The organism is Microbacterium sp. SZ1 (genome assembly GCF_002362255.1).
In the GTDB taxonomy this organism is placed as follows: domain Bacteria; phylum Actinomycetota; class Actinomycetes; order Actinomycetales; family Microbacteriaceae; genus Microbacterium.
This window is the reverse complement of sequence record NZ_LPVV01000010.1, coordinates 122,041-148,780: the sequence shown is the minus strand read 5'-3', so window position 1 is coordinate 148,780 and position 26,740 is coordinate 122,041. Positions and strand designations below refer to the sequence as shown.

21 protein-coding genes are annotated in these 26,740 nt (G+C 69.6%); 6 read left to right on the top strand and 15 right to left on the bottom strand.

What is annotated here, in order from left to right; genetic code table 11:
• Positions 1–38: 38 nt before the first annotated feature.
• The 5 genes from AUC47_RS07715 to AUC47_RS07695 form a co-directional block, all read right to left on the bottom strand.
• Positions 39–974, bottom strand: a complete 936-nt coding sequence (locus AUC47_RS07715) for an aldose 1-epimerase family protein (RefSeq protein WP_096714624.1) — start codon at positions 972–974, stop codon at positions 39–41.
• Positions 974–2,491, bottom strand: coding sequence for an L-arabinose isomerase (gene araA / locus AUC47_RS07710; protein WP_096714623.1), 1,518 nt, complete (start codon positions 2,489–2,491; stop codon positions 974–976). Before araA ends, AUC47_RS07715 begins: the two co-directional genes overlap by 1 nt.
• Positions 2,492–2,502: 11 nt before the next feature.
• Complete coding sequence (locus AUC47_RS07705) at positions 2,503–4,098, bottom strand: xylulokinase (RefSeq protein WP_096714622.1); 1,596 nt, start codon at positions 4,096–4,098, stop codon at positions 2,503–2,505.
• Positions 4,095–4,814: an L-ribulose-5-phosphate 4-epimerase gene (locus tag AUC47_RS07700; protein ID WP_096714621.1), complete on the bottom strand. Its 720-nt coding sequence runs from the start codon at positions 4,812–4,814 to the stop codon at positions 4,095–4,097. Before AUC47_RS07700 ends, AUC47_RS07705 begins: the two co-directional genes overlap by 4 nt.
• 97 nt (positions 4,815–4,911) lie before the next feature.
• Entirely contained in the window at positions 4,912–5,913 is a 1,002-nt protein-coding gene (locus AUC47_RS07695; protein ID WP_096714620.1) for a LacI family DNA-binding transcriptional regulator, read from the bottom strand.
• A gap of 66 nt (positions 5,914–5,979) precedes the next feature.
• On the opposite strand from AUC47_RS07695, the gene AUC47_RS07690 reads away from it, so the two are divergent.
• Positions 5,980–6,825, top strand: a complete 846-nt coding sequence (locus AUC47_RS07690) for an NAD-dependent epimerase/dehydratase family protein (RefSeq protein ID WP_096714619.1) — start codon at positions 5,980–5,982, stop codon at positions 6,823–6,825.
• Positions 6,826–6,829: 4 nt separating this feature from the next.
• Here AUC47_RS07690 and AUC47_RS07685 read toward each other — a convergent pair whose 3' ends face one another.
• The 8 genes from AUC47_RS07685 to AUC47_RS07650 all read right to left on the bottom strand — a co-directional run bounded on the left by AUC47_RS07685 (position 6,830) and on the right by AUC47_RS07650 (position 16,419).
• The gene (locus AUC47_RS07685) at positions 6,830–7,867 is read right to left on the bottom strand and encodes an ABC transporter permease (RefSeq protein ID WP_096714618.1); all 1,038 of its coding nucleotides are present in this window, start codon (positions 7,865–7,867) and stop codon (positions 6,830–6,832) included.
• On the bottom strand, positions 7,864–8,937 hold the full coding sequence (locus AUC47_RS07680; protein ID WP_096714617.1) for an ABC transporter permease: 1,074 nt from the start codon (positions 8,935–8,937) through the stop codon (positions 7,864–7,866). The genes AUC47_RS07685 and AUC47_RS07680 overlap by 4 nt, the downstream gene beginning before the upstream one ends.
• Positions 8,934–10,541, bottom strand: a complete 1,608-nt coding sequence (locus AUC47_RS07675; protein WP_096714616.1) for a sugar ABC transporter ATP-binding protein — start codon at positions 10,539–10,541, stop codon at positions 8,934–8,936. Before AUC47_RS07675 ends, AUC47_RS07680 begins: the two co-directional genes overlap by 4 nt.
• Positions 10,542–10,635: 94 nt before the next feature.
• Positions 10,636–11,637: a substrate-binding domain-containing protein gene (locus tag AUC47_RS07670; protein ID WP_096714615.1), complete on the bottom strand. Its 1,002-nt coding sequence runs from the start codon at positions 11,635–11,637 to the stop codon at positions 10,636–10,638.
• Positions 11,638–11,815: 178 nt separating this feature from the next.
• The gene (locus AUC47_RS07665) at positions 11,816–13,363 is read right to left on the bottom strand and encodes a sugar ABC transporter ATP-binding protein (protein ID WP_096714614.1); all 1,548 of its coding nucleotides are present in this window, start codon (positions 13,361–13,363) and stop codon (positions 11,816–11,818) included.
• The gene (locus AUC47_RS07660) at positions 13,360–14,379 is read right to left on the bottom strand and encodes a LacI family DNA-binding transcriptional regulator (RefSeq protein ID WP_096714613.1); all 1,020 of its coding nucleotides are present in this window, start codon (positions 14,377–14,379) and stop codon (positions 13,360–13,362) included. Before AUC47_RS07660 ends, AUC47_RS07665 begins: the two co-directional genes overlap by 4 nt.
• Positions 14,380–14,464: 85 nt before the next feature.
• The gene (locus tag AUC47_RS07655) at positions 14,465–15,043 is read right to left on the bottom strand and encodes an NADPH-dependent FMN reductase (RefSeq protein ID WP_096714612.1); all 579 of its coding nucleotides are present in this window, start codon (positions 15,041–15,043) and stop codon (positions 14,465–14,467) included.
• A gap of 116 nt (positions 15,044–15,159) precedes the next feature.
• Positions 15,160–16,419, bottom strand: a complete 1,260-nt coding sequence (locus tag AUC47_RS07650; RefSeq protein WP_096714611.1) for an FAD-binding protein — start codon at positions 16,417–16,419, stop codon at positions 15,160–15,162.
• A gap of 79 nt (positions 16,420–16,498) precedes the next feature.
• On the opposite strand from AUC47_RS07650, the gene AUC47_RS07645 reads away from it, so the two are divergent.
• The 5 genes from AUC47_RS07645 to arfA all read left to right on the top strand — a co-directional run bounded on the left by AUC47_RS07645 (position 16,499) and on the right by arfA (position 22,408).
• Positions 16,499–17,545, top strand: coding sequence for a LacI family DNA-binding transcriptional regulator (locus tag AUC47_RS07645; RefSeq protein ID WP_096714610.1), 1,047 nt, complete (start codon positions 16,499–16,501; stop codon positions 17,543–17,545).
• Positions 17,546–17,641: 96 nt separating this feature from the next.
• Positions 17,642–18,979 (top strand): extracellular solute-binding protein, encoded by a 1,338-nt coding sequence (locus AUC47_RS07640; protein WP_096714609.1) that lies wholly within the window; start codon positions 17,642–17,644, stop codon positions 18,977–18,979.
• The gene (locus AUC47_RS07635; protein WP_096714608.1) at positions 18,976–19,923 is read left to right on the top strand and encodes a carbohydrate ABC transporter permease; all 948 of its coding nucleotides are present in this window, start codon (positions 18,976–18,978) and stop codon (positions 19,921–19,923) included. The genes AUC47_RS07640 and AUC47_RS07635 overlap by 4 nt, the downstream gene beginning before the upstream one ends.
• The gene (locus AUC47_RS07630; RefSeq protein WP_096714607.1) at positions 19,923–20,843 is read left to right on the top strand and encodes a carbohydrate ABC transporter permease; all 921 of its coding nucleotides are present in this window, start codon (positions 19,923–19,925) and stop codon (positions 20,841–20,843) included. Before AUC47_RS07635 ends, AUC47_RS07630 begins: the two co-directional genes overlap by 1 nt.
• A gap of 41 nt (positions 20,844–20,884) precedes the next feature.
• A complete protein-coding gene (gene arfA, locus AUC47_RS07625; protein ID WP_096714606.1) occupies positions 20,885–22,408 on the top strand; it encodes an arabinosylfuranosidase ArfA in 1,524 nt (507 codons plus the stop codon).
• 146 nt (positions 22,409–22,554) lie between these two features.
• On the opposite strand, the gene AUC47_RS07620 is transcribed toward arfA, so the two are convergent.
• Both AUC47_RS07620 and AUC47_RS07615 read right to left on the bottom strand, forming a co-directional pair.
• Positions 22,555–24,036, bottom strand: a complete 1,482-nt coding sequence (locus AUC47_RS07620; protein ID WP_096714605.1) for an MFS transporter — start codon at positions 24,034–24,036, stop codon at positions 22,555–22,557.
• A gap of 118 nt (positions 24,037–24,154) precedes the next feature.
• Positions 24,155–26,620, bottom strand: a complete 2,466-nt coding sequence (locus tag AUC47_RS07615; RefSeq protein ID WP_179297556.1) for a DUF7507 domain-containing protein — start codon at positions 26,618–26,620, stop codon at positions 24,155–24,157.
• Between the last annotated feature and the right edge of the window lie 120 nt (positions 26,621–26,740).

Genomic DNA, 26,740 nt, shown 5'->3' with positions numbered 1-26,740 from the left:
TTCCGAGGCGTTTCTGATCTTCCGCCGCGCCCCGGGTGTCACAGGGCGCGGATGCGCCAGGATGCCCCGTGCGCTGCGCCCGGCTCGAGCACGACGAGGTCGGTGCCGGAGGTGAACGCGTCGGGCGGGCAGGTCATCGGCTCGACCGCGAGCCCGAGCCGGTGCGTCGACGCCGTCTCGGGAGTGTCAGCGGTGTGCACCTGCACCCACGGGCAGCGCTCGTCGAAGCTGATCGCGACGCCCGAGCCGTCGTCGGTCGTCACCCGCACCTCGGCGACGCCGCCTGTGCGGGCGAGCCCGGTGAAGGCGTGGTCGATGAAGACGTCGTCGATGCGGCGTGCGGTGCGGAAGTCCCACTCGGGATGCCGGCTCACCGGCTCGACCGCGACAGGGCTCAGCCGGTCGGGCGTCACCGTGAGTACCTCGGCTGCCGGGAGGCTGAGGGTCCAGGCGTCGACGCGTCGGCTCGCGGTATCCGTCGGGCCCGCCACGAGGTACGGATGCGGTCCGGTGCCCCAGGGCGCGGCATCCGTCCCGAGGTTCCGTGCCGTCACCGTCTGCTCCAGGCCGTTCGCGTCGAGGCGGTACTCCACCTCGACCTCGACGCGGAACGGGTACCCGGCCTGCGGTTCGATCACGGCGGCCAGCACGGCGCGGTCGTCGAGCACGAGCCGGTCCTCGAACTCCGTCCAGGCGACGAGTCCGTGCAGCGCCTGCCCGCGCGCGGGCTCGGTGAGCGGCAGCTGGTACTCGACGCCGCCGAAGCGGTACCGTCCGTCGACGATGCGGTTCGGCCACGGGGCGAGCGTCGCCCCGCGGTAGGCCGGACGCACCTCGTCGGACTCGAACGGCACGACGAGGTCGCGGCCGTGGAAGGTCAGCGTGCGCAGCGTCGCTCCGACGCTCGCGACGTCGGCCTCGTAGCCGTGGCCGGCGAGGCGCAGCTGACGCCCCGACCTGGGTACGGTCGCCATCACAGTCCCTGCGCCAGGCGGTAGTACGCCTGGTTCCAGCGCACCTGCTTCTGGAACTCCGGCAGCGTCGTGCTCTCGTCGATCACGAGCAGCTCGACCTCGGCCATCTCGGCGAAGTCGCGGAACGCCTCGAGGCCCACGGCGGTGGACATGACCGTGTGGTGCGCCGCACCGGCGGTGAGCCACGCGGCGGCCGACGTCGTGAAGTCGGGCGCGGGCTTCCAGACCGCGCGACCGACCGGCAGGTTCGGCAGGGCGGCGCGCGGCTCGACGTTCTCGACGACATTGGCGGTGAGGCGGAACCGGTCGCGCATGTCGCTCAGCGCGACCACGACCGCGGGGCCGGGGTCGGCCGTGAACACGAGGCGCACCGGGTCGTCCTTGCCGCCGATGCCGAGCGGGTGGATCTCGAGCGTGGGCTTCGCCGTGCTCAGCGACGGCGAGACCTCGAGCATGTGCGCGCCGAGGATCAGCTCATCGCCGGGGGTCATGTCGTACGTGTAGTCCTCCATGAGGCTCGCGCCGCCCGGCAGGCCCGCGCCCATGACGTTCGCGATGCGCACGAGGATCGCGGTCTTCCAGTCGCCCTCCGCGCCGAAGCCGTAGCCCTCGGCCATGAGGCGCTGCACCGCGAGACCCGGCAGCTGCGTCAGCGCGCCGAGGTCTTCGAACGAGGTCGTGAAGGCGCCGAACGCGCCCTCCTCCAGGAACGAGCGCAGCCCGATCTCGATCGCCGCGCCATCGCGCAGCGAGGAATGCCGTTCGCCGCCGCGACGGAGCTCGGGCGCGACCTCGTACAGCTCCTCGTACTCGGCGACGAGCGCGTCGATCGCGGAATCGGATGCCGCGGCGACGGCCTCCGCCAGCTCGTTCACGCCCCACGTGTTGACCTGCACGCCGAAGCGCAGCTCGGCCTCGGTCTTGTCGCCCTCGGTCACCGCGACGTAGCGCATGTTGTCGCCGAAGCGGGCGAGCTTCAGGTCGCGCGACGCGGCGAGACCGGCGGCCGCCCGCTGCCAGGTGCCGAGTTCGCGCTGCACGCGCGGATCGGACGCGTGCCCGACGATCGTCTTGCGCGGCACGCCCAGGCGCGTCTGGATGTACCCGAACTCCCGGTCGCCGTGCGCGGCCTGATTGAGGTTCATGAAGTCGAAGTCGATGTCGGCCCACGGCAGCTCGACGTTCGCCTGGGTGTGCAGGTGGGCGAGCGGCTTCTGCAGCGCGTCGAGACCGGCGATCCACATCTTCGCGGGGCTGAACGTGTGCATCCAGGCGACCAGGCCGATCACCCGGTCGTCGGCGTTCGCCTCGAGCGCGATGCGCTTGATCGCGGCGGCATCCGTCAGCACCGGCTTCCAGACGATGCGCACCGGCACGTCGGCGGCGCCGTCGAGCAGACGAGCGATCTCCTGCGACTGGTCGGCGACCTGGGCGAGCGTCTCGGGGCCGTACAGGTGCTGGCTGCCGGTGAGGAACCAGACCTCGTAGCCGTCGAACGAGGTGGTGAGCTTCGGCATGGTGTGCCCTTTCAGCGGGTAGGAGGGAGGGACGCGACGGCGGCGGCCTCGACGGCCAGCCCCGCCCGGTAGCGGTCGAGATAGGTGGCGAACCCGGCGACGTCGGCGGGGTCGGGATCGACGAGCGAGACGGATGCCGAGGCGAACACCGTCTCGTCGAGGTACTCCCCCAGCGACCGCTCGTCGGCGCGGGCGAGATACGAGGCGAGCACGGCGATGCCCCACGCGCCGCCCTCGGAGGCGAGTTCGCCGACCGCGACGGGTGCTCCCAGCGCGCCGGCGAGGAAGCGCTGGGCCACGCCCGCGGTGCGGAACATGCCGCCGTGGGCGAACATCCGATCCAGTTCGACGCCCTCGTCCGCGAGCACCTGCATGCCCAGCGCGAGCGTGCCGAAGACGCCGTAGAGCTGCGCCCGCATGACGTTCGCGAGGGTCAGGGCGCTGTCGGGCGTGCGCACGAAGAGCGGGCGCCCGGCGTCGAGTTTGGCGATGGGTTCGCCGGCGAGGTGGTTGTAGGCGAGCAGGCCGCCGGCATCCGCCTCTCCGTCGAGGGCCTCGCGGAAGAGCACGTCGAACACCGCGTCGTCGTCGACGGGCTGGCCGGCGGCCGCGGCGAACCGCGTGAAGAGTCCCGCCCAGGCGGCGAGCTCGCTGGCGCCGTTATTGCAGTGCACCATCGCCACGGCATCTCCCGCGGGCGTGGTCACGAGGTCGAGCTCGTGATGCGCCTCGGTGAGCGGTCGCTCGAGTACGACCATCGCGAAGATGCTCGTCCCCGCCGACACGTTGCCGGTGCGCGGCGCGACCGCGTTCGTCGCCACCATCCCGGTTCCGGCGTCGCCCTCCGGCGGACAGAGCGGGATGCCGGCGCGCAGCGCACCGGTCGGGTCGAGCAGCGCCGCCCCCTCGTCCGTCAGCACGCCGGCTCGGGCTCCGGCGGAACGGACCTCGGGCAGGATCTCGTGGAGCGGCCGGGGAAGGCGGTCGCCCGTCCGTGCGGCGTACGCGCGCAGCATCCGCTCGTCGTAGTCGCCGGTCGCGGAGTCGATGGGGAACATGCCCGAGGCGTCGCCCACGCCCAGCACCCGTTCACCAGTGAGCCGCTCGTGCACGTAGCCGGCGAGGGTGTTGACGCTCGCGATGCGCGCCACGTGCGCCTCGTCGTCGAGCACGGCCTGATGCAGGTGCGCGATCGACCAGCGCAGCGGGATGTTGACGCCGAAGAGCTCGCTGAGCTCGGCGGCGGCCACGCCGGTGTTGGTGTTGCGCCAGGTCCGGAACGGCACGAGCAGCTCACCCGCCTCGTCGAACGCGAGATAGCCGTGCATCATCGCGGAGATGCCGATCGCCCCGAACGTCGTGGGGCGGATGCCGTGCTGCTGCTCGGCATCCGCGACGAGCTCGGCGAACGCGGCCTGCAGACCCGCCCACACCTCGTCGAGCGGGTACGTCCACAGACCGTCCTCGAACCGGTTCTCCCATGAGAACGAGCCGGTCGCGAGCACGGCGGCGGGATCGGAGCCGATCAGGCACGCCTTGATGCGGGTCGATCCGAGCTCGATGCCCAGGCTCGTCCGGCCCTCGCGGAGGTCGTCGACGGCGCTCATCGGCGCGCGTCCTCGCTCTGGCCGTACACGTTCTGATATCGGTCGTACAGGCTGTCGATCGCGGCCTGCGGGATCGGGATCAGCGGTCCTGCCTCGCGAGCCAGATGCACGGTGCGGGCGACGTCCTCGACCATGACGGCGGCCTTCACGGCATCCTTCGCATCCGCGCCGATCGTGAACGGCCCGTGGTTCTGCATGAGCACGGCGCGGGAGCGGTGGTCGCGCAGCGTCTCGACGATGCCGCGGCCGATCGAGTCGTCGCCGATGATCGCGAAGGGCCCGACCGGGATCGGACCTCCGAACTCGTCGGCCATCGCGGTGATGACGCAGGGGATCTCCTCGCCGCGCGCCGCCCAGGCCACGGCGTAGGTCGAGTGCGTGTGCACGACGCCGCCGACCTCGGGCATGTGGCGGTAGACGTACGCGTGCGCGGCGGTGTCACTCGACGGCGAGCGGTCGCTGCCGGGCGTGCCGGGGATCACGACGCCGTCGAGGTCGCAGAGGATCATGTTCTCGGGCGCGAGGTCGTCGTAGCTCACGCCGCTGGGTTTGATCACGAACAGATCGGCGCCGGGAACGCGGCCGGAGACGTTGCCGCCCGTCCAGACGACGAGTCCGTAGCGGACCAGTTCACTGTGCAGTCGGGCGACCTCGGCGCGCACCGCCGCGATGGCGGCGTCGACCTCGGCGGAGAAGGTGGGGGCTTCGTTGCTCACGGGACCTCGTGGTGTTCGGGCGGCGACTGTGACCGGTCACAGCAGTGTTTCACGGGGTCGCTGCGGCGTCAAGGCGGGATGCCGGCAGCGCGGCGACTCAGCGCGGCGGGGAGACCGAGTCTCGCGGGACCAGCACGGGCGCGACGGGCGACAGATCGGATGCCGTCGCCTCCGCCCCGCCGATCACCGTGGCGACCGCGCGGCGGGCGAGCTCGTCGAAGTCCTGCCTCACCGTGGTCAGCTTCGGCCAGTAGAACGCGGCGTCGGGGATGTCGTCGAACCCGACGACGCTGACGTCGCCGGGAACGGAGAGGCCGGCCTCGTGCAGGCCGCCCAGCAGACCGAGCGCCATCTGGTCGTTCGCGGCGAACACCGCGGTGACGCCGGCCGCGCGCACGGCGGAGGTCGCGGCGTAGCCCGAACCGGCCGACCAATCCCCCGCGATGACGGGTCCCGCGGGGAGCCCGCGCGCGGCGAGCTCCGCCGCGAACCCCTCGGCCCGCGACTCGGCCTCGAGCCAGTCGGCGGGTCCGGCCAAATGCGCGATGCGGGTGTGCCCGGCGTCGGCGAGCGCGGCGACGGCGAGGCGGGCGCCGGCGGCCTGATCGACGGAGAGTCCGCGCGTGCCCCGATCGGCCGAATGCAGCGTGACGACGGGCACACCGATGCGCAGCTCGTCGAGCACGTCGAGCGTCCGGGCGTGCGGCGCGACGACGACGATGCCCTCCACGCCCTGCACGACGAGGTGATCCACCGCGGCGACGACGGCGCCGGCATCCCCCGCGTCGGCGAACGCCGCGCTCACCCAGTAGCCCGCCCGTCGCGCCGACGCCTCGAGCGCCGCGATGCTGCGCGAGGGCCCGTACTGCAGGGCATCCGATGCCAGCACCCCGAGCGTGCGCGACCGCCGGGTGCCGAGAGCGCGGGCGGCGTTGTTCATGCGGTAGCCGAGCTCGTCCATCGCGTCCAGGACGCGCTCGCGGGTCGATTCGGCCACCTCGGGGTGATCGTTCAGCACTCGCGAGACCGTCTGCCGGGAGACCCCGGCGAGTGCCGCCACGTCGCGGACGCCCGCGGCGCGTCGCCGCTCGTCGCTCATGTCACTCACGCGGACGAGTGTATGCCGCGCGGCCCTGGCCGCCCGACGGCGTGCCACTCTGGAGACATGCGCATCGCACTCACCGGATCATCGGGCAAGCTCGGCAGCGTCGTCGCGCGGGAGCTCCGCGCCCATGGCTACGAGGTCATCGGCATGGACGTCGCGGGGGCCCGCGGACCGGGCTTCGTGCAGGTCGACCTCACGGACTACGGCCAGGTCGTCGACGCCCTCACCGCGGTCGGCGATCAGCACGACGGGATCGACGCCGTCGTGCACCTGGGCGCCATCCCCGCTCCCGGCATCCGCAGCGACGTCGCGACCTTCCACAACAACATGCCGGCCACGTTCAACGTGTTCTGGGCGGCGGTGCGCCTCGGCATCCGTCGCATCGTCTACGCGTCGAGCGAGACCGTGCTCGGCCTGCCTTTCGACGTGCCGCCGCCGTACGTCCCGGTCGACGAGGACTACCCGGCGCGGCCCGAGTCGGTCTACTCGCTCGTGAAGACGCTCGAGGAGCAGCTGGCGACGGAGCTCGTGCGGTGGCACCCGGATCTGTCGATCACGGCGCTGCGGTTCTCGAACGTCATGAACCCGGAGGACTACGCCGAGTTCCCCTCGTTCGACGCCGATGCGCGCCTGCGCAAATGGAACCTGTGGGGCTACATCGACGCGCGCGACGGCGCCCAGGCCGTGCAGCGCGCGCTCGAGGTCGCGGCGCCCGGCTTCGACCGGTTCATCATCGCCGCGGCCGACACCGTGATGTCGCGACCCAATGACGAGCTGCTCGCCGAGGTGTTCCCCGACGTGCCGGTCAAGGGCGAGTTCGGGCCGAACGAGACGCTGCTCTCGATCGACAGGGCGCGCCGGGTGCTGGGTTTCGATCCCCAGCACTCCTGGCGCGACCACGTCTGAGCCGTCACTCCCTCTTGCGCGTCACCGCCCGCTGCAGCAGCACGAACACGAGCAGGATGCCGCCGGTGATGATCGTGGTCATCTCGGGAGGGATGCCGCCGTCACGGGTGATCAGCACGTTCATGAGCCCCAGCACGAGAGCCCCGATCACCGATCCGAGCACGTAGCCGTAGGCACCGGTGAGTACCGTTCCGCCGATCACGGCCGCGGCGATGGCATCGAGCTCCCATCCGATGCCGGTGATGTTCTGCGCGGTGCCGAGGCGTGCGGTGTAGAGCACGGCCGCGAGCCCGGCGAGCGACCCGCTGATCACGTACACGAGCACCTTCGTGCGCTGCACCGGAAGGCCCATCAGCAGCGCCGAGCTCTCGGATCCGCCGATCGCGTACACCGTGCGTCCGGTGCGGGTGCGGTGCAGCACGAAGAACGCGACGGCGACGACGACCACCGCGATGACGACCGCCGGCGTGATCACGAGGTCGTTGACCTTCGGGCCGTCGACGATCTTCAGCTGCACGCCGATCCAGCGGATGGGCGAGTCCTCGCCGAGGCGCTCGGGCTTGGTGCTGAGCAGCGATGCGAGTCCGCGCCCGAGGAACATCATGGCCAGTGTCGCGATGAACGGCTGCACGTTGAAGTAGCGGATCAGGACTCCCGACACGACGCCGAAGCCGGCGCCGATGCCGATCATCGCCACGATCACCGCGATCGCGTTCCATCCGGCGTTCGACAGCATCACGCCGGCCACCGACGACAGCGCGATGATCGAGCCGACCGAGAGGTCGATGCCGCCGGTGAGGATCACGAAGGTCAGCGCGACCGCCAGCACGACGAGGTGGGCGTTGTTGATCAGCAGGTTCGACAGGGTGTTGGCCTGCAGGATCCGGCCGTACGCCACCTCGCCGAACACGATCATGCCGACGAAGATGACGACCGAGGCGATGGTGGGCAGCACCGACGGGTTCGCGCGGATCATGCGGCGCACCCGGTCGAGAAGGGTCTCGTGCTGCACCGGTTCGGGTGCGGTCATCACGGCGGTCATGCCGTCACCTCCTCTTTCACGGAGACCTGTTCGGGGGGAGCGACACGACGGCGCCGACGGAACCAGCTGCGCACGCGTTCGGACTGCAGCAGGCACAGCACGACGATCACGATCGCCTTGAACGCCGGCGTCGCCGACGACGAGATGCCGAGGAAGAGCACGGTCTTGTCGAGCGTCGCGATGAGCAGCGCTCCGACGAACGCCCCGCTCAGCGAGAACTTGCCGCCCGCGAGCGACGCACCGCCGATCACGACCGCGAGGATCGCGTCGAGCTCGAGCTGGTAGCCCGTACGCGAGATGTCGACCGTCATCACGCTGCCGACCGACATGATGCCGGCGATCCCGGCGAGGATTCCGCTGAGGATGTAGGTCGTGAGCAGTAGCCCCTTGGGCTTGATGCCGGCCATGCGGCTCGCCCGGGGGTTGATGCCGATCGCCTCGATCATGAGGCCGAGGGCGCTCTTGCGCACGACCCAGCCGACGACGAGCACGAGCAGCACGGCGAGGAGGAAGACGACGGGGATGCCGATGACGAAGCCATTCGCGATCCACCGGAACGGGTCGTTCGACGCCGTCGTGTTCTGTCCGCCCGTGATCACCTTGGCGATGCCGCGGCCCGCGAGCATGAGCACGAGCGTCGCGATGAACGGCTGCAGCCCGACGTACGCGACGAGGATGCCGTTGACCGCGCCGAGGATGCCGGTGATGACGAGTGCGAGACCGATCGCGGCGAGCGCCGCCCCCAGGTTCCCCGAGTCTCCGGCCGCGCTGAGGAACTCCATCGCGACGGCCCCGGAGACGGCCATGAGCGAGCCGACCGAGAGGTCGATGCCGCCGGTCGCGATCACGAGCGACATGCCGATCGCGATCATCATCACCGGAGCCGCCTGGCGCAGGATGTCGACGAGATTGCCGACGAGGTTGCCGTTGTTGGGGTTGATCGAGAGCGCGAGGTACGCGGGGTCCTTGAGCACGTTCAGGGCGAGCAGCGCGGCGATCGCCACGATGCCCCAGAAGAAGGGCTTGTGAACGAGGTCCCGCCAGAAGCTGGAGCCGGTTGCAGCCGTCATCGCGCTGCCTCCTTGTCGGTCGTGAGGGTGATGCTATCCGGCACGACGCCGTCCGCGTCGTCGAGGGTCTCGGCCGCAGCCTCGACCCCGTGGGCGGCGATCACGTCGACGATCGCCTGTGCCGTGACGTCAGGCCCGTTCTGGAGCTCGCCGATCTTGCGGTGGTCCTTGAGCACGACGATCCGCTCGGACAGCCGGACCACCTCTTCGAGCTCGGACGAGATGAAGACCACGGCCACGCCTTCTTCGGCGAGTTCGGCGACGGCCTCCTGGATCTCGGCCTTCGCCCCGACGTCGATGCCACGCGTCGGCTCGTCGAGGATCAGCAGCTCGGGCTGCGTGGCGAGCCAGCGCCCGAGGAGCACCTTCTGCTGGTTGCCGCCCGAGAGGTTCTTGATCATGCGCTCGGGGTCGGCTGGGCGCACGTTGAGCTGCGTGATGTACTTCTCGACGATCGCGTCCTGCTCCTTGCGCGACATGGGCCTGGCCCATCCGCGCTCCGCCTGCACGGCGAGGATGATGTTCTCGCGGATGGTGAGGTCGCCGACGATGCCCTCGTCACGCCGGTTCTCGGTCGAGAACGCGATGCGCCGCGCGAGCGCAGCCGCCGGTGACGTGAGCTCCGCGTCGGCGCCGTGGAGCTCGATGGCGCCCTCGTCGGCACGATCCGCGCCGTACAGCAGACGGGCGAGCTCCGTGCGCCCCGATCCCAGCAGGCCGGCGAACCCGACGATCTCGCCGGGGCGGATGTCGAGGTCGGTCGCCTCGACAGCGCCGCGGCGGGCGATGCCGGATGCCGAGAGCAGGGGTTCCTCGTCCGCGTCGCGCGGCGCCAGGCGGCGGTTGCCCCCGAGCGACTTCAGCGCGTCGAGATCCTTGCCGATCATCTTCGAGATGAGGGCGTGTCGGTCGAGGTCGCGGGTCAGGTACTCCCCCACGAACTGCCCGTTGCGCAGCACGGTGAGGCGATCGCTGATCGCGTAGACCTGGTCGAGGAAGTGCGAGACGAACAGGATCGCGACGCCCTCGTCTCGGAGAGTGCGGATGACGGCGAAGAGGCCCTCGACCTCGGCGGCGTCGAGGCTCGAGGTGGGCTCGTCGAGGATCAGGACCGTGGCCTCGATCGCCATGGCCCGGCTGATCGCGACGAGCTGCTGCAGGGCGATCGAGAGTGTGGAGAGGGGCTTGCGAGTGTCGAGCGCGCCGAGCCCGAGTCGCGTGAGCGCCTCGGTCGCCGCACGGTGGGTCGCACCCCAGTTGATGCCGAACGCGCCCCGCACCTCGTGCCCGAGCATCACGTTCTCGCCGATGGAGAGGTTGGGAGCGAGGTTCACCTCCTGATAGACCGTCGAGATGCCGGCCTCCTGAGCGTCGCCGGCTCCGGCGAAGGTGCGCTCCTGCCCCGCGACGACGATGGATCCGGCGTCGATCCGGTAGACGCCGGTCAGCGCCTTGATGAGGGTCGACTTGCCGGCACCGTTCTCGCCCATGAGGGCGTGCACCTCGCCGGGGAAGAGCCGCAGACCCACGCCGTCGAGGGCTTTCACGCCGGGGAACTCGATCGTGATGCCGCGCATCTCGACGAGAGGGAGTTGATCGTTCATCGCTGTGTTTCCCGTCTGCCGACCAGGGCGGCGGGACACTCCCGCCACCCTGGCTCGCCGCCGGATCGCTCCGACGCCTGATCCGGTGGGTGGTTCAGTACTTGCGGTCCGCGAGCACGGCCTTGGCGGCATCCGCCGAGTCGAAGGCCTCGCTCGGGACGACGATGTACGAATCGACGTCCTCACCGGCGAGCGCCTTCTCGACGACGTCCATCGCCGTCTCGCCGAAGAGCGGGTTGTACTCGTGCACGTAGCTGAGCTGACCGTCGGCGAGCGCCTGCATGGCGTTCTTGGTGCCGTCGATCGTGGCGATCTTGACGTCCTGTCCGACGACGAGACCGGCTTCCTCGGCGGCCTGCGCGGCCCCGAGTCCCATCTCGTCGTTCTGCGCGAACACCAGCTGGATGTCGTTGTTCGACGACTTCAGCATCGTCTCGAAGACGCTCTTGCCCTCCTCAGCCGACCAGTTCGCCGTCTGGGCGTCGACCTTCGTGAGGGAGGAGTCTCCCAGCCCCTCGTCGAAGCCCTCGTTGCGCTCGTTCACGACGCCCACGCCCGCAGGGCCCTCCAGGACGACGTAGTTCCCGCCGTCGGGGAACGTCGCCGCCGCCCACGCGCCGACCTCCTTCGCGACCTCGACGTTGTCGGGCGCGATGCGGGTGACGTAGAGGCTGTCGTCGTCGGGCTCGATGCCACGGTCGAGCAGGATCACGGGGATCTCGGCCTCCTGCGCACGCTTGAGTGAGTCCTCCCACCCCGAGGCCTCGGTCGCCGACAGCAGGATCACGTCGACGCCCTCGTCGACGAACGACGTGAACGCGTCGATCTGCGACTTCTGGTCGAGGTTGGTGGCGGGGGCGTACTTGAGGTCGTACCCGGCCTCCTCCGTGAAGGTGTCCTGGATGTTCTGCTCGTTCGCCTCACGCCAGGCGCCCTCGGGTCCGACGGCGACGAAGCCGACGGTCGTGAGCTCGTCCGAGCCGCCGTCGCCGCCCGAACCCCCGTCTCCGCCGCCGGAGCAGGCCGCCAGGCCGATGGTGAGTGCGCCGGCTGCGGCCAGCCCGATCGCGACGCGGATGCGCTTCTTCGCGGACATGTTCTCCTCCTTGAGATGCCGGCAGTCACCCCGGCAATGGTGGACCTGACGCGGTCCGGTGTGTGAAAGCAGGACAGCGGCACTGCCTGTCTGCGGCGATGTTACCGGGAACAATTTTGGAAACTCAAGGATGTTCCAAAAAATCGCTAATGTTCCAGGAACAAGATCCTGTTACCGATCACAGACCAGGATCAGGGTGTGGATCAGCCGCGATCATCTCCACCACGGTGTCGACCGTCACACCGGGCCCGTTGCTGAGCTCGCCGATCTTCTCGCGATCTTTGAGCACGATGATCCGGTCGCTCAGCCGCACGACCTCTTCCAGCTCCGAGGAGATGAAGACGACGGCGACCCCGTCCCCGGCGAGCTGGCTGATGCGCCGCTGCACCTCCAGCTTCGCGGCGATGTCTATGCCCCGGGTGGGCTCGTCGAGGATCAGCACATGGGGCCGGACAGCCAGTGCCCGAGCCAGGAGGATCTTCTGCTGCGTGCCGCCCGAGAGCAGCTTCACCGGTCGGTCGAGGTCTGCCGGCGAGAGGTGTAAGGCCTCCACGTACGTGTCGACGAGCGCCGCCTCCTCCGCGGTCGACAGGGGGCGGGTCCAGCCGCGCAGCGCCTGAAGAGAGAGGATCATGTTCTCGCGGGCGGTGAGGTCGCCGATGATCCCCTGCGTGCGCCTGCTCTCCGCAGACAGCGCGATCCGGTGGCGCAGCGCCGCGGACGGGCTCCGCAACTCCACCCTCTCCCCGTCGACCCACAGCTCGCCGGTGTCTGCACGTGTCGTCCCGCTCAGCAGTCCAGCCAGCTCCGAGCGGCCAGAACCGCGAAGGCCGGCGAGCCCGACGATCTCGCCGCGCTGCACCTCGACGTCGGTGCGCTCCAGCTCTCCCCGACGCCCGACGTCCGTCGCGCGCATCGCCGGCTCGCCGTCCGACGCATAGTGATGGGCCTTCCGCTCAGAGCCCAGCGCGCGAAGCCCGTCGATGTCCTTGCCGAGCATCTTCGAGATGAGGTCGGCTCTCTCGAGATCCCTCGTCGCGTACTCGCCGATCCGCCGTCCTCCCCGCAGAACCGTCATGCGGTCGCTGATCGCGAAGGCCTGCTCCAGGAAGTGCGAGACGAACAGGATGGCGACGCCGCGCTCACGAAGGCCGCGGATCACGCGCATGAGCGTGGCGACCTCGGCCTGGTCCAGACTCGATGTCGGCTCGTCGAGCACCAGCACCCGCGGATCGTCGACGACGGCGCGAGCGAGCGCGACGAGCTGTTTCTGCGCCGGTGTCAGCATCGAGAGCGGGGTCTTCGGGTCGAGTTCGTCGAGTCCGAGGCGCGCGAGGGCCCGCGCGGCATCCGCTCTCGTGCGCTTCCAGTCGATGCCGAGCAGGCCGCGGCGCTCACGCCCCAGCATCACGTTCTCGCCGACGCTGAGGTTCGGGCTCAGCTGCGTCTCCTGGAACACCGTGGCGATTCCCGCGGAGCGACTGTCGGCGACGCCGCCGAAGCGACGCGGCTCGCCGTCGACGAGCACTCGGCCTGCGTCAGGGGTGCGCGTTCCGGTGAGCACCCCGACCAGCGTCGACTTCCCCGCAGCGTTCTCGCCCATCACGGCGTGCACCTCGCCGGGGAAGAGGCGGAAGTCGACGTCGTCGAGCGCACGCACCCCGGGGAACTCGACCGTGACGCCCTCGAGCCGCACGACCGGGTCGAGCGACGGCTCGGCGCTCACCGCGTCTCCCGGGGAGCCGCCGACGAGGCACGCGGCACGAGCTCGGTCGGAATTCGGGTGAGCGGCGGGATCTCCCTGCCCTCGATGGCGGCGCGGAGCATCTCGACGACCGAGACACCGAGCGCTCCGAAGTCCTGGCGCACCGTCGTCAGGGGCGGCAGGAAGTGCCGCGCGAGCGGCACGTCGTCGAAGCCCACCACGCTCAGGTCGCCGGGGACGTCGAATCCGCGCTCGTGCAGGCCGTGGATGAGCCCGATGGCCATGTCGTCGTTCGCGGCGAAGACGGCTGTGTAGTCGGGCAGCCGCGTGAGCCCGGTGGCGAAGTCGTAGGCGAAGTCGGCGGTCCAGTCCCCGACCACGATCGGACGCTCGCGGATTCCCCAGGACTTGGCCCTGGAGTGGAAGGCGCGCTCCCTCGCGCGGGCGTCCAACCAGTCCAACGGTCCGGAGATGTGCAGGATGTCGCGGTGCCCGAGCGCGACGAGGTGATCGACGACCAGGGTCGTTCCTGCTTGCTGGTCGATCGACACCGTGAGGAACGTGGGGTCGGCATCCGCCTTGACGACGAGCATCGGCACGTCGATCGAGATGCGACGGAGCGCCGCGACCGACGACGATCGCGGCGCGATCACGCACAGCGCATCGACGCCCTGCGTGGTGAGGTTGTCGACCGCCTCCTGCGGCGAGAGGGCGTCACCCTCGTGCAGGGCGATCGGTGTGACCGAGTACCCCGCGGCCCGCGCCGAGAGCTCGATCGCTCGCAGGATGCTCGTCGGGCCGTGTGCCACGGCGCTCTCGACGATCACGCCGATGCGCCGAGTGCGCTGCGTCGCGAGGGCGCGAGCGACCATGTTCGGCCGGTAGTCGAGCTCCTCGATCGCCTCGAGCACGCGCCGACGGGTGTCTGGCTTGATGTTCGGGTGGTCGTTCAGCACCCGCGACACGGTCATGTGCGAGACCCCGGCGATCGTCGCGACCTGCCGGATGTTGGGCTTGTCGGAGCCGACGTTCACCATGAGCACCTCCGTCGGCTGCTGCGGTGAATGTTACCGAGAACACTCGGGGCGGTGCAACGACGCCCCGGTCGACGCCCGCTCGCCCTCAGCTGTCGGGGGTGTCTCTCGGCAGCACCGTCAGCACTCGCTCGATGTGGTCGCGGAACTCCGCCATGTAGCCGCGCAGGAAGTCGGCCGTGTCGGGGTGCGAGACCGTGCCGTCATCGGAGTAGTGCTCTGGCCTGAACTGGATGTACGCCTCCGGTGCCGTCATCTGCCGGGCGTTGCAGAAGCTCAGCACGCCGCGCAGGCTCTGCTGCGCGACCGCCGTGCCGATCGCGCCGACCGAGGCGCCGATGACGGCGGCGGGGATGTGGTCGAAGGAGTTCTGCCCCCAGGGCCGAGACGCCCAATCGATCGCGTTCTTGAGTCCTCCGGGGATCGACCGGTTGTACTCGGGCGTGACGAAGAGCACGGCGTCCGCGGAATCGATGGCTTCTTTCAGCGCGAGAGCCACCGGCGGGTAGGAGTCGTCGTAGTCCTGGCTGTACAGCGGCAGGTCCTTGATCGGGATCTCGAAGAACTCGAGGTCATCGGGCGCCAGCGCGATCAGTGCCGTCGAGAGGGTCCGATTGATCGACGTCGACGACAGGCTGCCGACGAAGTATCCGACTCTGTATCCCATGTGAGCTCCCTCGCATCCGGCGCCGAGTCCGATGCCCGGCGGTCGGTCCAGTCTCGTCTCGACATCCCCCTGCGTCCACCCCCGCTCCGACGGAGACGGGATCGGAGACCGGGGGATCAGAGACCGAGCCGCTCCAGATAGGCGTTCACGAGCCGCCGCTCCGGGTCCATGCGGGCCGCCAGGTCGGCGAAGTCACCCCAGCGCGGGTAGCGCGAGCGCACCTCCGCGCCGTCGAGCGTCGACACCTTGCCCCAGTGCGGTCGTGCCGTCGCGGGCAGCGCCGCCTCCAGCGTCGGCAGGAAGGCACGCACGGCGGCCTCGTCGGGCTTCCAGGTGAAATGGATGCCGACGGCATCCGTCGCGTGCGACGAGCTCAGCCACAGCTCGTCGTTCGCGACCGTGCGGATCTCGTTGACGAGCAGAAGCGGCGTGATCTGTCCGGCCAGTGTGCGCACCGCCTGGATGGCCTCGACCGCGTCGGACCGCGGCACGAGGTACTCGCTCTGGATCTCGGCACCCGCCGAGGGCGTGAACTCGAGCCGGAAGTGCGGGAGCCGCTCCGACCACGGCCCCGGAACACCCAGCTGCTCGGTGCAGGCGACCGGGTCGACCCCGAGGATCGGGTGGCGCTTCGTGGTCGCCGCCTCGCCGCCGAGGCGGTCGAAGAGGTCGGCCCTGGTCAGCTCGCGCGCCTCCGGCAGCCGCTGCTTGACCCAGATCTGGTCGGCCTGGTCGGTGTGCTGCCACGTCGAGAAGATGCTGACGCTCGTGCCGACGCCCGTCACGTCGTCGAAGTCGGCGAGGATCGCATCCCACGACGGATGCTCGAAGACGTGCTGCGCGACGTCGTAGGTCGGTTCGACGTCGAGAGTGAGATCGACAACGGCGCCCAGCCCACCGAGACTCACGACCGCGCCGTCGAAGTCGGGCTCACCGCGACGCAACGTCTGCACCTCGCCGGACGGCGTGACGATCGTGAGGGCGCGCACGGCGCTCGCGAGCGAGCCGATGGCGTCGCCCGATCCGTGCGTGCCGGTGGCCACGGCTCCCGCGATCGAGATGTGCGGGAGCGAGGCGAGGTTCGCCAGCGCGAGTCCCTCCTCGCGCAACCGCGGTGCCAGGTCGCCGTACCGCAGGCCGCCAGAGACCCGGACGGCGTCGCGCGCCTCGTTCACCTCGATCACCGCCGGCATCCGATCGAGCGCGACGAGCACGCCGTCGGTGTCGGCGATGTCGTTGAAGCAATGACGCGAACCCAGCATCCGGATCGAACCGCGCTGTGCGAGGACGTTCTGCAACTCCTCCACCGACGACGGATGGTCGATGCGCGATGCCCGGTATGCGACGTTGCCTGCCCAGTTGCGTTCGATCGTCATGGCGCCATGATAGCCAGCGCGCCCGGGGCGTACATCGTGGTAATCCCCGGACGGCGGCGCGCGCGGATAGGCTGACCGGATGACCGCGGTGCCGCCTCCCCGAGCCACGATGAAAGACGTCGCGGCGCTCGCCGGCGTCTCGCCCAAGACCGTCTCGAACGTCGTCACCGGTACGACGACCGTGAGCGAGGAGACCCGCAGCAAGGTCGAGGCGGCGATGGCGCAGCTGGACTTCGTGCCGAACCTCAGCGCCCGGGGGCTGCGCAAGGGGCGCTCCGGGATCATCGCAGTCGCCCTGCCAGACCTCGCGACCGCCTTCTCGGCCGAGCTCATGCATCGGATCGTCGACGCCGCGCACGAGCGCGGGCTGGCGGTGCAGATCGAGGAGACAGCGATCGACCCCGACCGGGAACGCGAGCTCGTCTCTCGGGCCCGCGCGCATCTCGTCGACGGGCTGATCCTCAACCCGATCCGGCTGGAGGACAGCGTGCTGAGATACGCCGACCGCCTGCCGCCGCTCGTGGTGCTCGGAGAGGTCGAGCAGAACCGGGCGGACCATGTGCGCATCGACAGCCGTCGGGCGGCGGCTGAGGTCGCCCGTCACGTTCTCGCGCGCGGCGCGCGTCGCATCGCCGTGATCGGGGCCGATGACGATCCGAATTCCGCGACCGCCACGAGCCGGCTGCGACTCGAGGGGGTGCACGACGCCCTCCGCGAGGCAGGCATCCCCCGCGACACCGCGCTCGAAGTGAATCCGATGCCCTGGTCGATGACCGGCGGCGCTCTCGGCGTGGAGACCCTCTTCCGCCGCGGTGCCGCCTTCGACGCGATCATCGCGTTCACGGACAGCCTGGCGCTCGGCGCCCTGCACGCGCTGCACGACCACGGGGTGCGGGTGCCGCATGACGTCATCGTCACCGGCTTCGACGACGTGGAGTTCTCGCGCTACACCTCGCCCGCGCTCACGACCGTCGCGTTCGACCGGCGCGCGTTCGCCGACGCGGCACTCGCCCTGCTGGAGTCGCGCATGGACGACCGCACGGCGCCGCCGCGGGGCCTCACGCTCTCGCACCAGCTCCTCGAACGGGCGAGCACCGAGGGCAGCCCGGTCGGCTACCGCCCCTGACCCCGGCACCACCCGCTCCGAAACCCGCCTCTTGCCTCTTCGATTACATCGATGTAATGATGTAGCGACCCTGACCGCAGTCACGAAGGAGTGACGATGACGCCCCCGCTCGATCTGTCCAGACGGCAGTTCCTCACCGCCGCCTCCGTCATGGCCGGCGCCGCCCTGCTCGCAGGATGCGCACCGGGCACGATCCCCGGCTCATCCGCCAGGACGCTGCAGTTCTGGCATCTGCTGTCCGGCGGCGACGGCGTCACGATGTCGCAGCTGCTCGACACGGCGAACGCCGCGCAGAGCGCGTACCGCGTCCGCCCCACGGTGCTGGCCTGGGGAACGCCGTACTACACCAAGCTCGCCATGGCCGGAGCCGGCGGCCGCGCCCCCGACGTCGCGATCATGCACGCCACCCGCACCGTGGGCTGGGCGCCCGGCGGCCTGCTCGACCCGTGGGATCGCGACGAGCTCGCGTCTCTCGGCGTCGACTCCTCCGCCTTCCCGAAGCCCATCTGGGAGAAGGGCTTCGTCGGCGACGACATGTACAGCGTCGCGCTCGACGCCCACCCGTTCGTGGCGATGTTCAACACCGACATCTGCGATGCGGCAGGCGTGCTCGACAGCGACGGACGACTGCGGCCGACCACGTCGCCCGAGGAGTTCGTCGACCAGCTGCGCACGATCGGCGGCTCCGCCGAGGGGCACGCGCTGTCGTTCGGCTACCTCGGCGACGGCGCTCAGATGTGGCGGCTCTTCTACACCTTCTACTCGCAGCACGGCACTCCGATGGAGCTGCCCGCCGGCGGCACGGCCGTGATCGACAAGGACGCCGCCGTCGAGGCGCTCACGCTCATGACCACCCTGCTCGACGGCGAGATCGCCCTCGCTCAGGCCGATTACGGCAGCGCGATCGCCGAATTCGCCACGGGCAAGAGCGGGATGCTGTTCACCGGCGTCTGGGAACTGCGCACGATGCAGAGTGCCGACCTGCCCTTCGACGCCACCATGATCCCCACGCTGTACGGCACGCCCGCGGTCTACGCCGATTCGCACTCGTTCGTTCTCCCCCATCAGACCAATGCCGACCCCGAGAAGCGCGCCCTGACCTACCGATTCGTCGCCGACATGCTCAAGGGCTCGTTCGGCTGGGCCGAGGCCGGCCACATCCCCGCGTACCTTCCCGTGACCGAATCGCCGGAGTACGGCGAGCTCATCCCCCAGGTGCATTACGCCGAGGCCGCGCAGCACGTCGTCTACGACCCCACGGCCTGGTTCACCGGGTCCGGATCGAACTTCCAGAGCGAGTTCGGCGCAGCCGTGCAGGGCGTTCTTCTCTCGGGCGATGACCCGGCCGCCGCGATCGACCGCTTCGAGGCGCGGGTCAACGCGCTGCTGCGACAGCCCAACCCGGCAGACCCCGAGGGGGCGTTCGCATCATGACCGCCGTCACCGATTCCACGCGCACCATCGTCACCGGTTCACGCACCACGCCCCGCGGCCGTCGCGCGGGCTCCCGCCAGCGCGAACAGCTCATCAGCTGGGCGTTCCTCGCGCCGTTCCTCGTCGCCTTCCTGCTCTTCCTGGTGTGGCCGATCATCCACGGCATCATCCTCAGCTTCACCGACCAGTCCCTCACGGGCGCGGGCGGCGCGTTCGTCGGGTTCGCGAACTACGCCGAGGCCCTGGGCGACCCCAAGATGTGGCAGTCGATGGGCAACACCGTATGGTTCACACTGCTGTCCACGGTTCCGCTCGTCGCCATCGCCCTCGTCATGGCGGCGCTCGTCGACCGCGGCATCCCCGGGCAGTGGCTGTGGCGCCTGTCCTTCTTCATGCCGTTCCTGCTCGCCTCGACCGTGATCTCGCAGATCTGGGTCTGGATCTTCAACCCCCAGGTCGGCGCGGCCAACAACATCCTCGAGTTCTTCGGTCTCGAACCGATCGCCTGGTTGCAGAACCCCGACACGAACATGCTCTCGATCGTGATCGCCACCGTGTGGTGGACCGTCGGATTCAACTTCCTCCTCTACCTCGCCGCGATGCAGAACATCCCGCCGCAGCAGTACGAGGCGGCCTCGCTCGACGGAGCCGGCGCGTGGCGTCAGTTCTGGTCGATCACGCTCCCGCAACTCGGGCCGGCGACCGTGCTCATCCTCATCCTGCAGATCCTCGCCTCGCTCAAGCTGTTCGATCAGGCGTACCAGATGCTCGGAGGGGTCGCGAGCGACACGACCCGCTCGATCGTGCAGTACATCTACGAGGCCGGTTTCGTGAGCTACCGGTTCGGGTACTCGGCCGCGATCTCGTACGTCTTCTTCGCCCTCATCGTCATCATCGGCGTCGCGCAGGCCCTCATCACGCGTCGCCGGAAGGAGCAGCTCTGATGTCCACCGCCACGACCACCGCTCCCACCGCCACCGAGACGATCACGACCGCCGCGACCGGAGCGCCGCGCCGCACCCGCCTGCCCGGCCAGAAGCCGTTCGGCCCGCTCCGCATCACGGCGTTCGTCGTGCTGCTCCTGCTCGCCGTCGGATGGCTGCTGCCGTTCCTCTGGGCGGTCGCGACCGCCTTCAAGACCGAGACGGATGCCGCGTCCGGCGATCCCGGATGGATCGGCGCCTCCGGCCCGACCGTCGACGCGTTCGTCGCGATCCTGTCGCAGGGCAACGTCTACACCTGGGCGTTCAACAGCCTGTGGACCTCGGCGGCGATCACCCTGATCACGCTCGCCATCTCCGCGATGGCCGCGTACGCCCTCTCGCGGCTCGACTTCACCGGCCGCCGGTGGCTGTTCGTCGTGATCATCGCCTCGATCGTCGTGCCGCCGCAGGTGCTGATCATCCCGCTGTTCTACGAGATGCTCGCATTCAACCTGATCGACACGTACTGGGGCCTCATCCTGCCGCAGGTCGTGGCGCCGGCGATGGTGTTCATCCTCAAGCGGTTCTTCGACGCGGTCCCGATCGAGCTCGAGGACGCCGCCCGGGTCGACGGCGCCGGACGCTTCCGCATCTTCTGGTCGATCGTCCTGCCGCTCTCGCGGCCGATCCTCGCCTCCGTCGCGATCTTCGTGTTCATCACGGCGTGGAACAACTTCCTCTGGCCGTTCCTCGTCATCAACGACACCACGCTCATGACGCTGCCGGTCGGTCTGCAGACCGTCATCAGCGCCTACGGCGTGCAGTACGCGCAGGTCATGGCGCAGGCCGTGCTCGCGGCCGTGCCGCTCATCGTCGTGTTCCTCATCTTCCAGAAGCAGATCGTCAAGGGAGTCGCGACCAGCGGCTTCGGCGGTCAGTAGTCCCGCATCCCCACACCCTACGGCCCACTGCAAGGAGAGCAATGTCTCAGGCCCGCATCACCATCGACCGCGACTTCACGATCGCCGACGTCCCCCGGAGGCTCTTCGGGTCGTTCGTCGAGCATATGGGGCGCTGCGTCTACACCGGCATCTACGAGCCCGGTCATCCGCAGGCCGACGAGCGCGGATTCCGTCAGGACGTGCTCGCGCTCGTGAAGGAGATGGGACCGACCGTCGTCCGCTATCCCGGCGGCAACTTCGTGTCGGGCTACCGGTGGGAAGACGGGGTCGGCCCGGCCGAGGACCGCCCGGTGCGCATCGACGGCGCATGGCACACCATCGAGACCAACGCCTTCGGCCTGCACGAGTTCATGGACTGGGCGAAGGATGCCGAGGTCGAGGTGATGGAGGCGATCAACCTCGGCACCCGCGGCGTCGAAGAGGCCAGGGCGCTCGTCGAGTACGCGAACCACCCCTCCGGCACCTACTGGTCGGACCTGCGCCGGAAGAACGGCGCCGAGCAGCCGTTCGACATCAAGCTGTGGTGTCTCGGCAACGAGCTCGACGGCCCGTGGCAGATCGGCGGCAAGACCGCGACCGAGTACGGCCGGCTCGCGCAGGAGGCCGCGAAGGCGATGCGTCTCGTGGACCCGTCGATCGAGCTGGTGGCCGTCGGGTCGTCCGGGCGCTCGATGCCGACCTTCGGCACGTGGGAGCACACGGTGCTCTCGCACGCCTACGACGAGGTCGACTTCGTCTCGATGCACGCCTACTACCAGGAGCACGACGGCGACGCCGAGTCGTTCCTCGCCGAGTCGGTCGACATGGACGCGTTCATCGAGGGCGTCATCGCCACGGTCGATGCGGTCAAGGCCGCCGGCAAGCACACGAAGCAGATCGACATCTCGTTCGACGAGTGGAACGTGTGGGACCAGGTCAAGTACAACGACGTGGAGGCGAAGGAGATCGCGAGGGCCGGGTGGCGACAGCATCCGCGCCTCATCGAGGACGCCTACAACGTGACGGATGCCGTCGTGGTCGGCACCCTGCTCAACAGCCTGCTCCGCCACGGCGACCGCGTGAAGATCGCCAACCAGGCGCAGCTCGTGAACGTGATCGCGCCGATCCGGTCGGAGGAGGGCGGCGCAGCCTGGCGTCAGACGAGCTTCTGGCCCTTCGAGCGCATGGCGCGGCTCGCGAAGGGGCGCATCCTCCGCCTCGCCGTCTCGGCCCCGCAGATCGAGACGAAGCGCTACGGCGGGGTCGATGCGGTCGACGCTGCCGCCACCTGGGACGAGGCGTCGGGGCGCGTCGTCGTCTTCGTGGCGAACCGTTCGCTCACCGAGGAGAGCGACCTCACGATCGACCTGCACGGTCTCGGGGATCTGTGCGTCGTGAACGCCGAGACGCTGACGATCCCGGAGGGCGGCGACCGCCACACCTCGAACCTGGAGACGACGCCGGATGCCGTGCACATGGTGCCACTCGGCGCGGCGGATGTCGTCGACGGCGCCGTGCGGGCGACGCTGCCGCCGCTGTCGTGGTCGGTCATCGAGCTGGCGTAGCCCCGGTCGTTGAGCGAGCCCGGCGAAGCCGAGCGAGACGAAACGCGGTGAGATCCGAGATCGGCTCACCGCGTTTCGTCTCGGTGCTTCGCTCCTCGCTCAACGACCGGAATCCGGTCGTTGAGCGAGCCAAGCGAGACCCTCGTTCAGCGACCTCGGTCCGGTGTGACCGGCTTCTCCCCTGAATCGACGAGCGACAGGGGATCCGCGATGTCCTCCAGCGACTTGCCCGCCGCGCTCACGCCGAAGAGCCCGCAGACGACGCCGCCGACGATCATGATCCCGGAGCCGAGCACGTATCCCCAGAACAGCGGACCGCGGTCTCCGGTCTCGGCGCTCTGACCGATCAGCGAGCCGTAGAGGACGGGTGCGATCGCACCGACGAGCTGTCCGATCGAGAAGACGTACGAGATGACCTGGCTGCGCAGCTCGAGGGGGAAGATCTCGCTCACGGTGAGGTACGCCGCCGACGCCCCGGCTGAGGCGAAGAAGAACGAGGCGCACCAGAACGCGGTGTGCGTGCCCGCGTTCAGGACTCCCGCGTTGAACAGGAACGCGCTCACGAGCAGGATCGACCCCGCGAGAACGTAGGTGAGGAACAGCATCCGCCGCCGTCCCCACGTGTCGAAGAAGTGTCCGAGCACGAGCGCCCCGGCGAGGTTGCCGACCGCGAAGATGATGAAGTACTGCGATGCCGACGCGGGCGGGGTGTCGTAGAAGTTCTCGAGCACGAGCGCGTAGGTGAAGAAGATCGCGTTATAGAGGAACGACTGCGTCACCATCATGGTGATCCCGACGAGCGTGCGCCGCGGGTACTTCTTGAAGAGCACCTTCGCGATCACGAGGAATGGCACGCGGCCGTACTCCTTCACAGTGATCGCCTTCGACTCGTCGACGGGCGGGATCTCCTTGCCCTCCTCGCGGATGCGCTGCTCGATGCCGTCGACGTTGCGCTCTGCCTCGTCCTCGCGGCCGTGCGTCATCTGCCAGCGCGGGCTCTCGGGGATGTGACGGCGCAGCCAGATGATCAGGATGCCGAGCACAGGGCCGAGGAAGAAGCTGAGGCGCCAGCCGAGGTCCTGCGGGAGGATGTCCGTGTTCAGGAAGAAGAGGTTCGCGACGGCACCGAGGGCCGCACCTCCCCAGTAGGTGCCGTTGATCGCGATGTCGACGCGTCCGCGGTACTTCGCCGGGATGATCTCGTCGATCGCCGAGTTGATCGCCGCGTACTCGCCGCCGATGCCGGCTCCGGCCACGAAGCGCCAGATGTAGAAGAACCACGGCGCGAACGCGAGACCGGCCACCGCGGAGCCGATGAGGTACACCGCGAGCGACAGGATGAAGAGCTTCTTCCGGCCGAGCCGGTCGGTGAGGCGTCCGAACACGAGCGCTCCGAAGACCTGGCCGAGCAGGTAGCAGGTGCCGGCGAGGCCGACCTCGGCCGGACCCATCCCGAGGGTCGCCGCATAGCCGTTGGCGGCGACGATCTGCACCTCGAGTCCGTCGAGGATCCACGAGAACCCGAGTCCGACGACGATCATCCAGTGGAATCGTGCCCAGGGCAGCCGGTCCATCCGCGCGGGGACGAGCGAGCGGACCTCCTTGACGTTGACATCCGACGCGGACATGGAGCCTCCTTCACGCGGAACGCGGATACGTTCCGGATCAGTGATACTCCCGGGCCGCGCGTCACGCCACCGCTTGACCCGAAGCCGACCGAGACGCTACAGCGCTGACGGGTCTGCGTCAGATGCGTTGACCACCGACGCGGCGGCGATCCCGCTGCAGCGCTCGCGTCGTGAGCAGCGCGCCGATCAAGAGTGCTCCGGCACCGAGGCCGATGGTCGCAACAGGTGTCTCTCCACCAGAGTCGGCCAACTGCTGCGAGGCGCGAGACTCGGCGCGAGCAGCGGAGCCCGCAGGAGCCGGAACCGCGACGGATGCCGCGGTCGGCACCGCGATGCTCGCGGGATCGGAGACGGGTGCGGGCGTCTGCGCATTCGGCGGGGTCCCCGTCGCGCTCGCCGAGAGCGAGAGAGCGCCGGCCGCCACATCGGCCGCCTGCGCGGTGTAGGTGGCGGTGCAGATCACCTGCGCTCCCGGTGCGAGGCTGGCCGCTGCAGCCGGACACACGATGCCGGACAGAGGGCCTGCACCGCTGAACGATGCGGCATCGACGGCGACGTCGCGCAGCGTGACCGTGCCGGTGTTCGTGACGGTGAACGAGTACGTGACGGTCTGCCCCGCGGCGAGACCGCGCTGCGCCGCGGCGTCGGCCGATACGCCCAGCGTCACCGCAGGCGCCGCGGGGATGGCCACGATCGCGTCATCCGGAGGCGAGACCGGAGCGGGTGCGGACGGGTCGGGCGGGGTGCCGGTCGCGGTGGCGGAGTTCGTCACCGATCCGGCATCCGCGTCGTCCTGGGTGATCGAGTACGCCGCCGTGCACGTCGTCGAGTCACCGGGGGCGAGCGACGACGTGGCGGGCGGGCAGACGACGGAGGGCACGGGGCCGGAACCGGTGAAGCCGATCTCGTTCACGGCGACATCGGTGAGCGTGACGTTCCCGGTGTTCGTCACGACGTAGGAGAATTCGACGCTATCGCCGGCCCGGGCGACGGTGTCGGGGGTGGCGGTCTTCGCGATGGTGAGGGAGGGCGCAGCCGCCGTCGCCGTCAGCGTGACCTCCGAGGGGGCGGATTCGACCGTCTGACCTTCCGGAGGAAGCCCCGAGGCGGTGGCGCTGTTCACGATCTCCCCCGCGTCGACGTCGGCCTGGGTCGCGGTGTAGCTCGCGGTGCAGGTGACGCTCGCGGCCGGAGCGAGGCTCGCCGCCTCGGGCGGGCAGCTCACCGCCGACAGTGTGCCGGAGCCGCTGAATCCGGCGTCGTCCACTGTGACATTCGTCAGCGGCACGTTGCCCGTGTTCGTGACCTCGAACGAGTAGGTGATGTCCTGACCCGCGACGAAGCGCTCACCCGCGGCGAACGATGCCGTCTTCACAATGCTGAGCGCCGGGGCGGCGTCCACGAACTCGACGCTCGCGGCGGCCGGCTGATTGAGCCCGATGCTGTCGAAGTCCGACGGTTCGCTGGTGAAGGTGCCGGCTACGGGCGAGGTCACCGGCAGCGTGACGGTGCATGACGCCAGGTCCTCGTCGAGGTCGCCGGCGAGCCGGAACGAGGTGCCGCCCTCGGCGGCGGAGAGGGTGGCGTCGGGGCAGGTCGTGGCCGCGGTGTCGTCAGCGATCGTGAGTCCGGCGGGCAGGGTCTCGGTGAAGGACCATCCGCTCTTCGCCGCCAGCTCCGCGGTGTTCGTGACCGTCACGGTCAGGTCGGACGTCGTCCCCGAGAGCGTCGTCGCAGGCTCGAACGACTGATCGAGCTGCGGCGTGACGTCGAGGATGCGCACGTTGTCGAAGGCGGCGTCGTTGCCGGCGCCGGAGCCGTTGACGTTCGTGAACCGGACGCCGAGTGATGCTCCGTTGAAGAGGAACGAGCCGTCGGACGCGTAAGTGCCCACCGAGACCGGCCTGGCGGGCGCGGGCCCGACCGCGGGAACCGACACGGTGCTCGACGAGGCGCAGGCGTTCACTGTTCCGCCCACCTGCGTCACCGCTCCGTCTTCGTCGACCAGCCCGAACTGATACTGCGGCGCCGACACGCGGCAGTTGAGCGCCGCGGCATCCACGCTGAAAGTGAGGAACCGTCCGGTCGAGCCCGCCAGGTCGATCGCGTCGACGGTCGCGAACTCCACTCCCGCGCCGGGACTGTTCTCGGTGTACGCGGCCACGACGTCGTTCGCGCTCGGCTCCGCCGCACCGCTGTGCACGCCCAGCGCCAGGGCGAGCTGACGCAGAGCCGCGGAACTGTCGGGCAGCACGCAGTTGCCGAGCTGCGCGACAGGGATCGAGAAGTTCGCGATGATGCCGTTGCAGCCGGTCAGCCAGGGGGCGTCGGCGGTGTACCTCTCACCGTCGTCGCCGACGTAGTCGGTCAGCAGCTGCGGCGACGTGCCGGGCCCGTTCTCGAAGTCCTCCGCGAAGACGACGGCGTTGGGCTGTGGGACGCCCGGGGTGCCGGGAGCCCCGAACGCCGCGCCGGTGCCGCCGATGCCCCCGACGAGTGCGGACGCGACGAGCCCGAGTGCGCCCGTGAGCGAGAGCCCGATGCGGCTTCGCGATGTGCGACGCCGCCCCGTACGACTTCGCAAGGACCAGGCCGTCGTCCTGCTGTGACCCCTCGATGACATGGCCCCTCCCCCGGAACGCGGCGTCCGGCGACGGTGCTCCGTGCCGCAACGCCCCGCCAGTTAACAGCAGGCCCAGGGGGT

What these genes read in the sequence shown, in the direction of transcription:
- AUC47_RS07670 (WP_096714615.1), bottom strand. Translation starts at nt 11,637, where the DNA reads ATGTCCGCGAAGAAGCGCATCCGCGTCGCGATCGGGCTGGCCGCAGCC.
- AUC47_RS07690 (WP_096714619.1), top strand. Translation starts at nt 5,980, where the DNA reads ATGCGCATCGCACTCACCGGATCATCGGGCAAGCTCGGCAGCGTCGTC.
- AUC47_RS07695 (WP_096714620.1), bottom strand. Translation starts at nt 5,913, where the DNA reads ATGAGCGACGAGCGGCGACGCGCCGCGGGCGTCCGCGACGTGGCGGCA.
- AUC47_RS07620 (WP_096714605.1), bottom strand. Translation starts at nt 24,036, where the DNA reads ATGTCCGCGTCGGATGTCAACGTCAAGGAGGTCCGCTCGCTCGTCCCC.
- AUC47_RS07640 (WP_096714609.1), top strand. Translation starts at nt 17,642, where the DNA reads ATGACGCCCCCGCTCGATCTGTCCAGACGGCAGTTCCTCACCGCCGCC.
- AUC47_RS07650 (WP_096714611.1), bottom strand. Translation starts at nt 16,419, where the DNA reads ATGACGATCGAACGCAACTGGGCAGGCAACGTCGCATACCGGGCATCG.
- AUC47_RS07705 (WP_096714622.1), bottom strand. Translation starts at nt 4,098, where the DNA reads ATGAGCGCCGTCGACGACCTCCGCGAGGGCCGGACGAGCCTGGGCATC.
- arfA (WP_096714606.1), top strand. Translation starts at nt 20,885, where the DNA reads ATGTCTCAGGCCCGCATCACCATCGACCGCGACTTCACGATCGCCGAC.
- AUC47_RS07630 (WP_096714607.1), top strand. Translation starts at nt 19,923, where the DNA reads ATGTCCACCGCCACGACCACCGCTCCCACCGCCACCGAGACGATCACG.
- AUC47_RS07680 (WP_096714617.1), bottom strand. Translation starts at nt 8,937, where the DNA reads ATGACGGCTGCAACCGGCTCCAGCTTCTGGCGGGACCTCGTTCACAAG.
- AUC47_RS07635 (WP_096714608.1), top strand. Translation starts at nt 18,976, where the DNA reads ATGACCGCCGTCACCGATTCCACGCGCACCATCGTCACCGGTTCACGC.
- AUC47_RS07655 (WP_096714612.1), bottom strand. Translation starts at nt 15,043, where the DNA reads ATGGGATACAGAGTCGGATACTTCGTCGGCAGCCTGTCGTCGACGTCG.
- AUC47_RS07715 (WP_096714624.1), bottom strand. Translation starts at nt 974, where the DNA reads ATGGCGACCGTACCCAGGTCGGGGCGTCAGCTGCGCCTCGCCGGCCAC.
- AUC47_RS07685 (WP_096714618.1), bottom strand. Translation starts at nt 7,867, where the DNA reads ATGACCGCCGTGATGACCGCACCCGAACCGGTGCAGCACGAGACCCTT.
- AUC47_RS07645 (WP_096714610.1), top strand. Translation starts at nt 16,499, where the DNA reads ATGACCGCGGTGCCGCCTCCCCGAGCCACGATGAAAGACGTCGCGGCG.
- AUC47_RS07675 (WP_096714616.1), bottom strand. Translation starts at nt 10,541, where the DNA reads ATGAACGATCAACTCCCTCTCGTCGAGATGCGCGGCATCACGATCGAG.
- araA (WP_096714623.1), bottom strand. Translation starts at nt 2,491, where the DNA reads ATGCCGAAGCTCACCACCTCGTTCGACGGCTACGAGGTCTGGTTCCTC.
- AUC47_RS07660 (WP_096714613.1), bottom strand. Translation starts at nt 14,379, where the DNA reads ATGGTGAACGTCGGCTCCGACAAGCCCAACATCCGGCAGGTCGCGACG.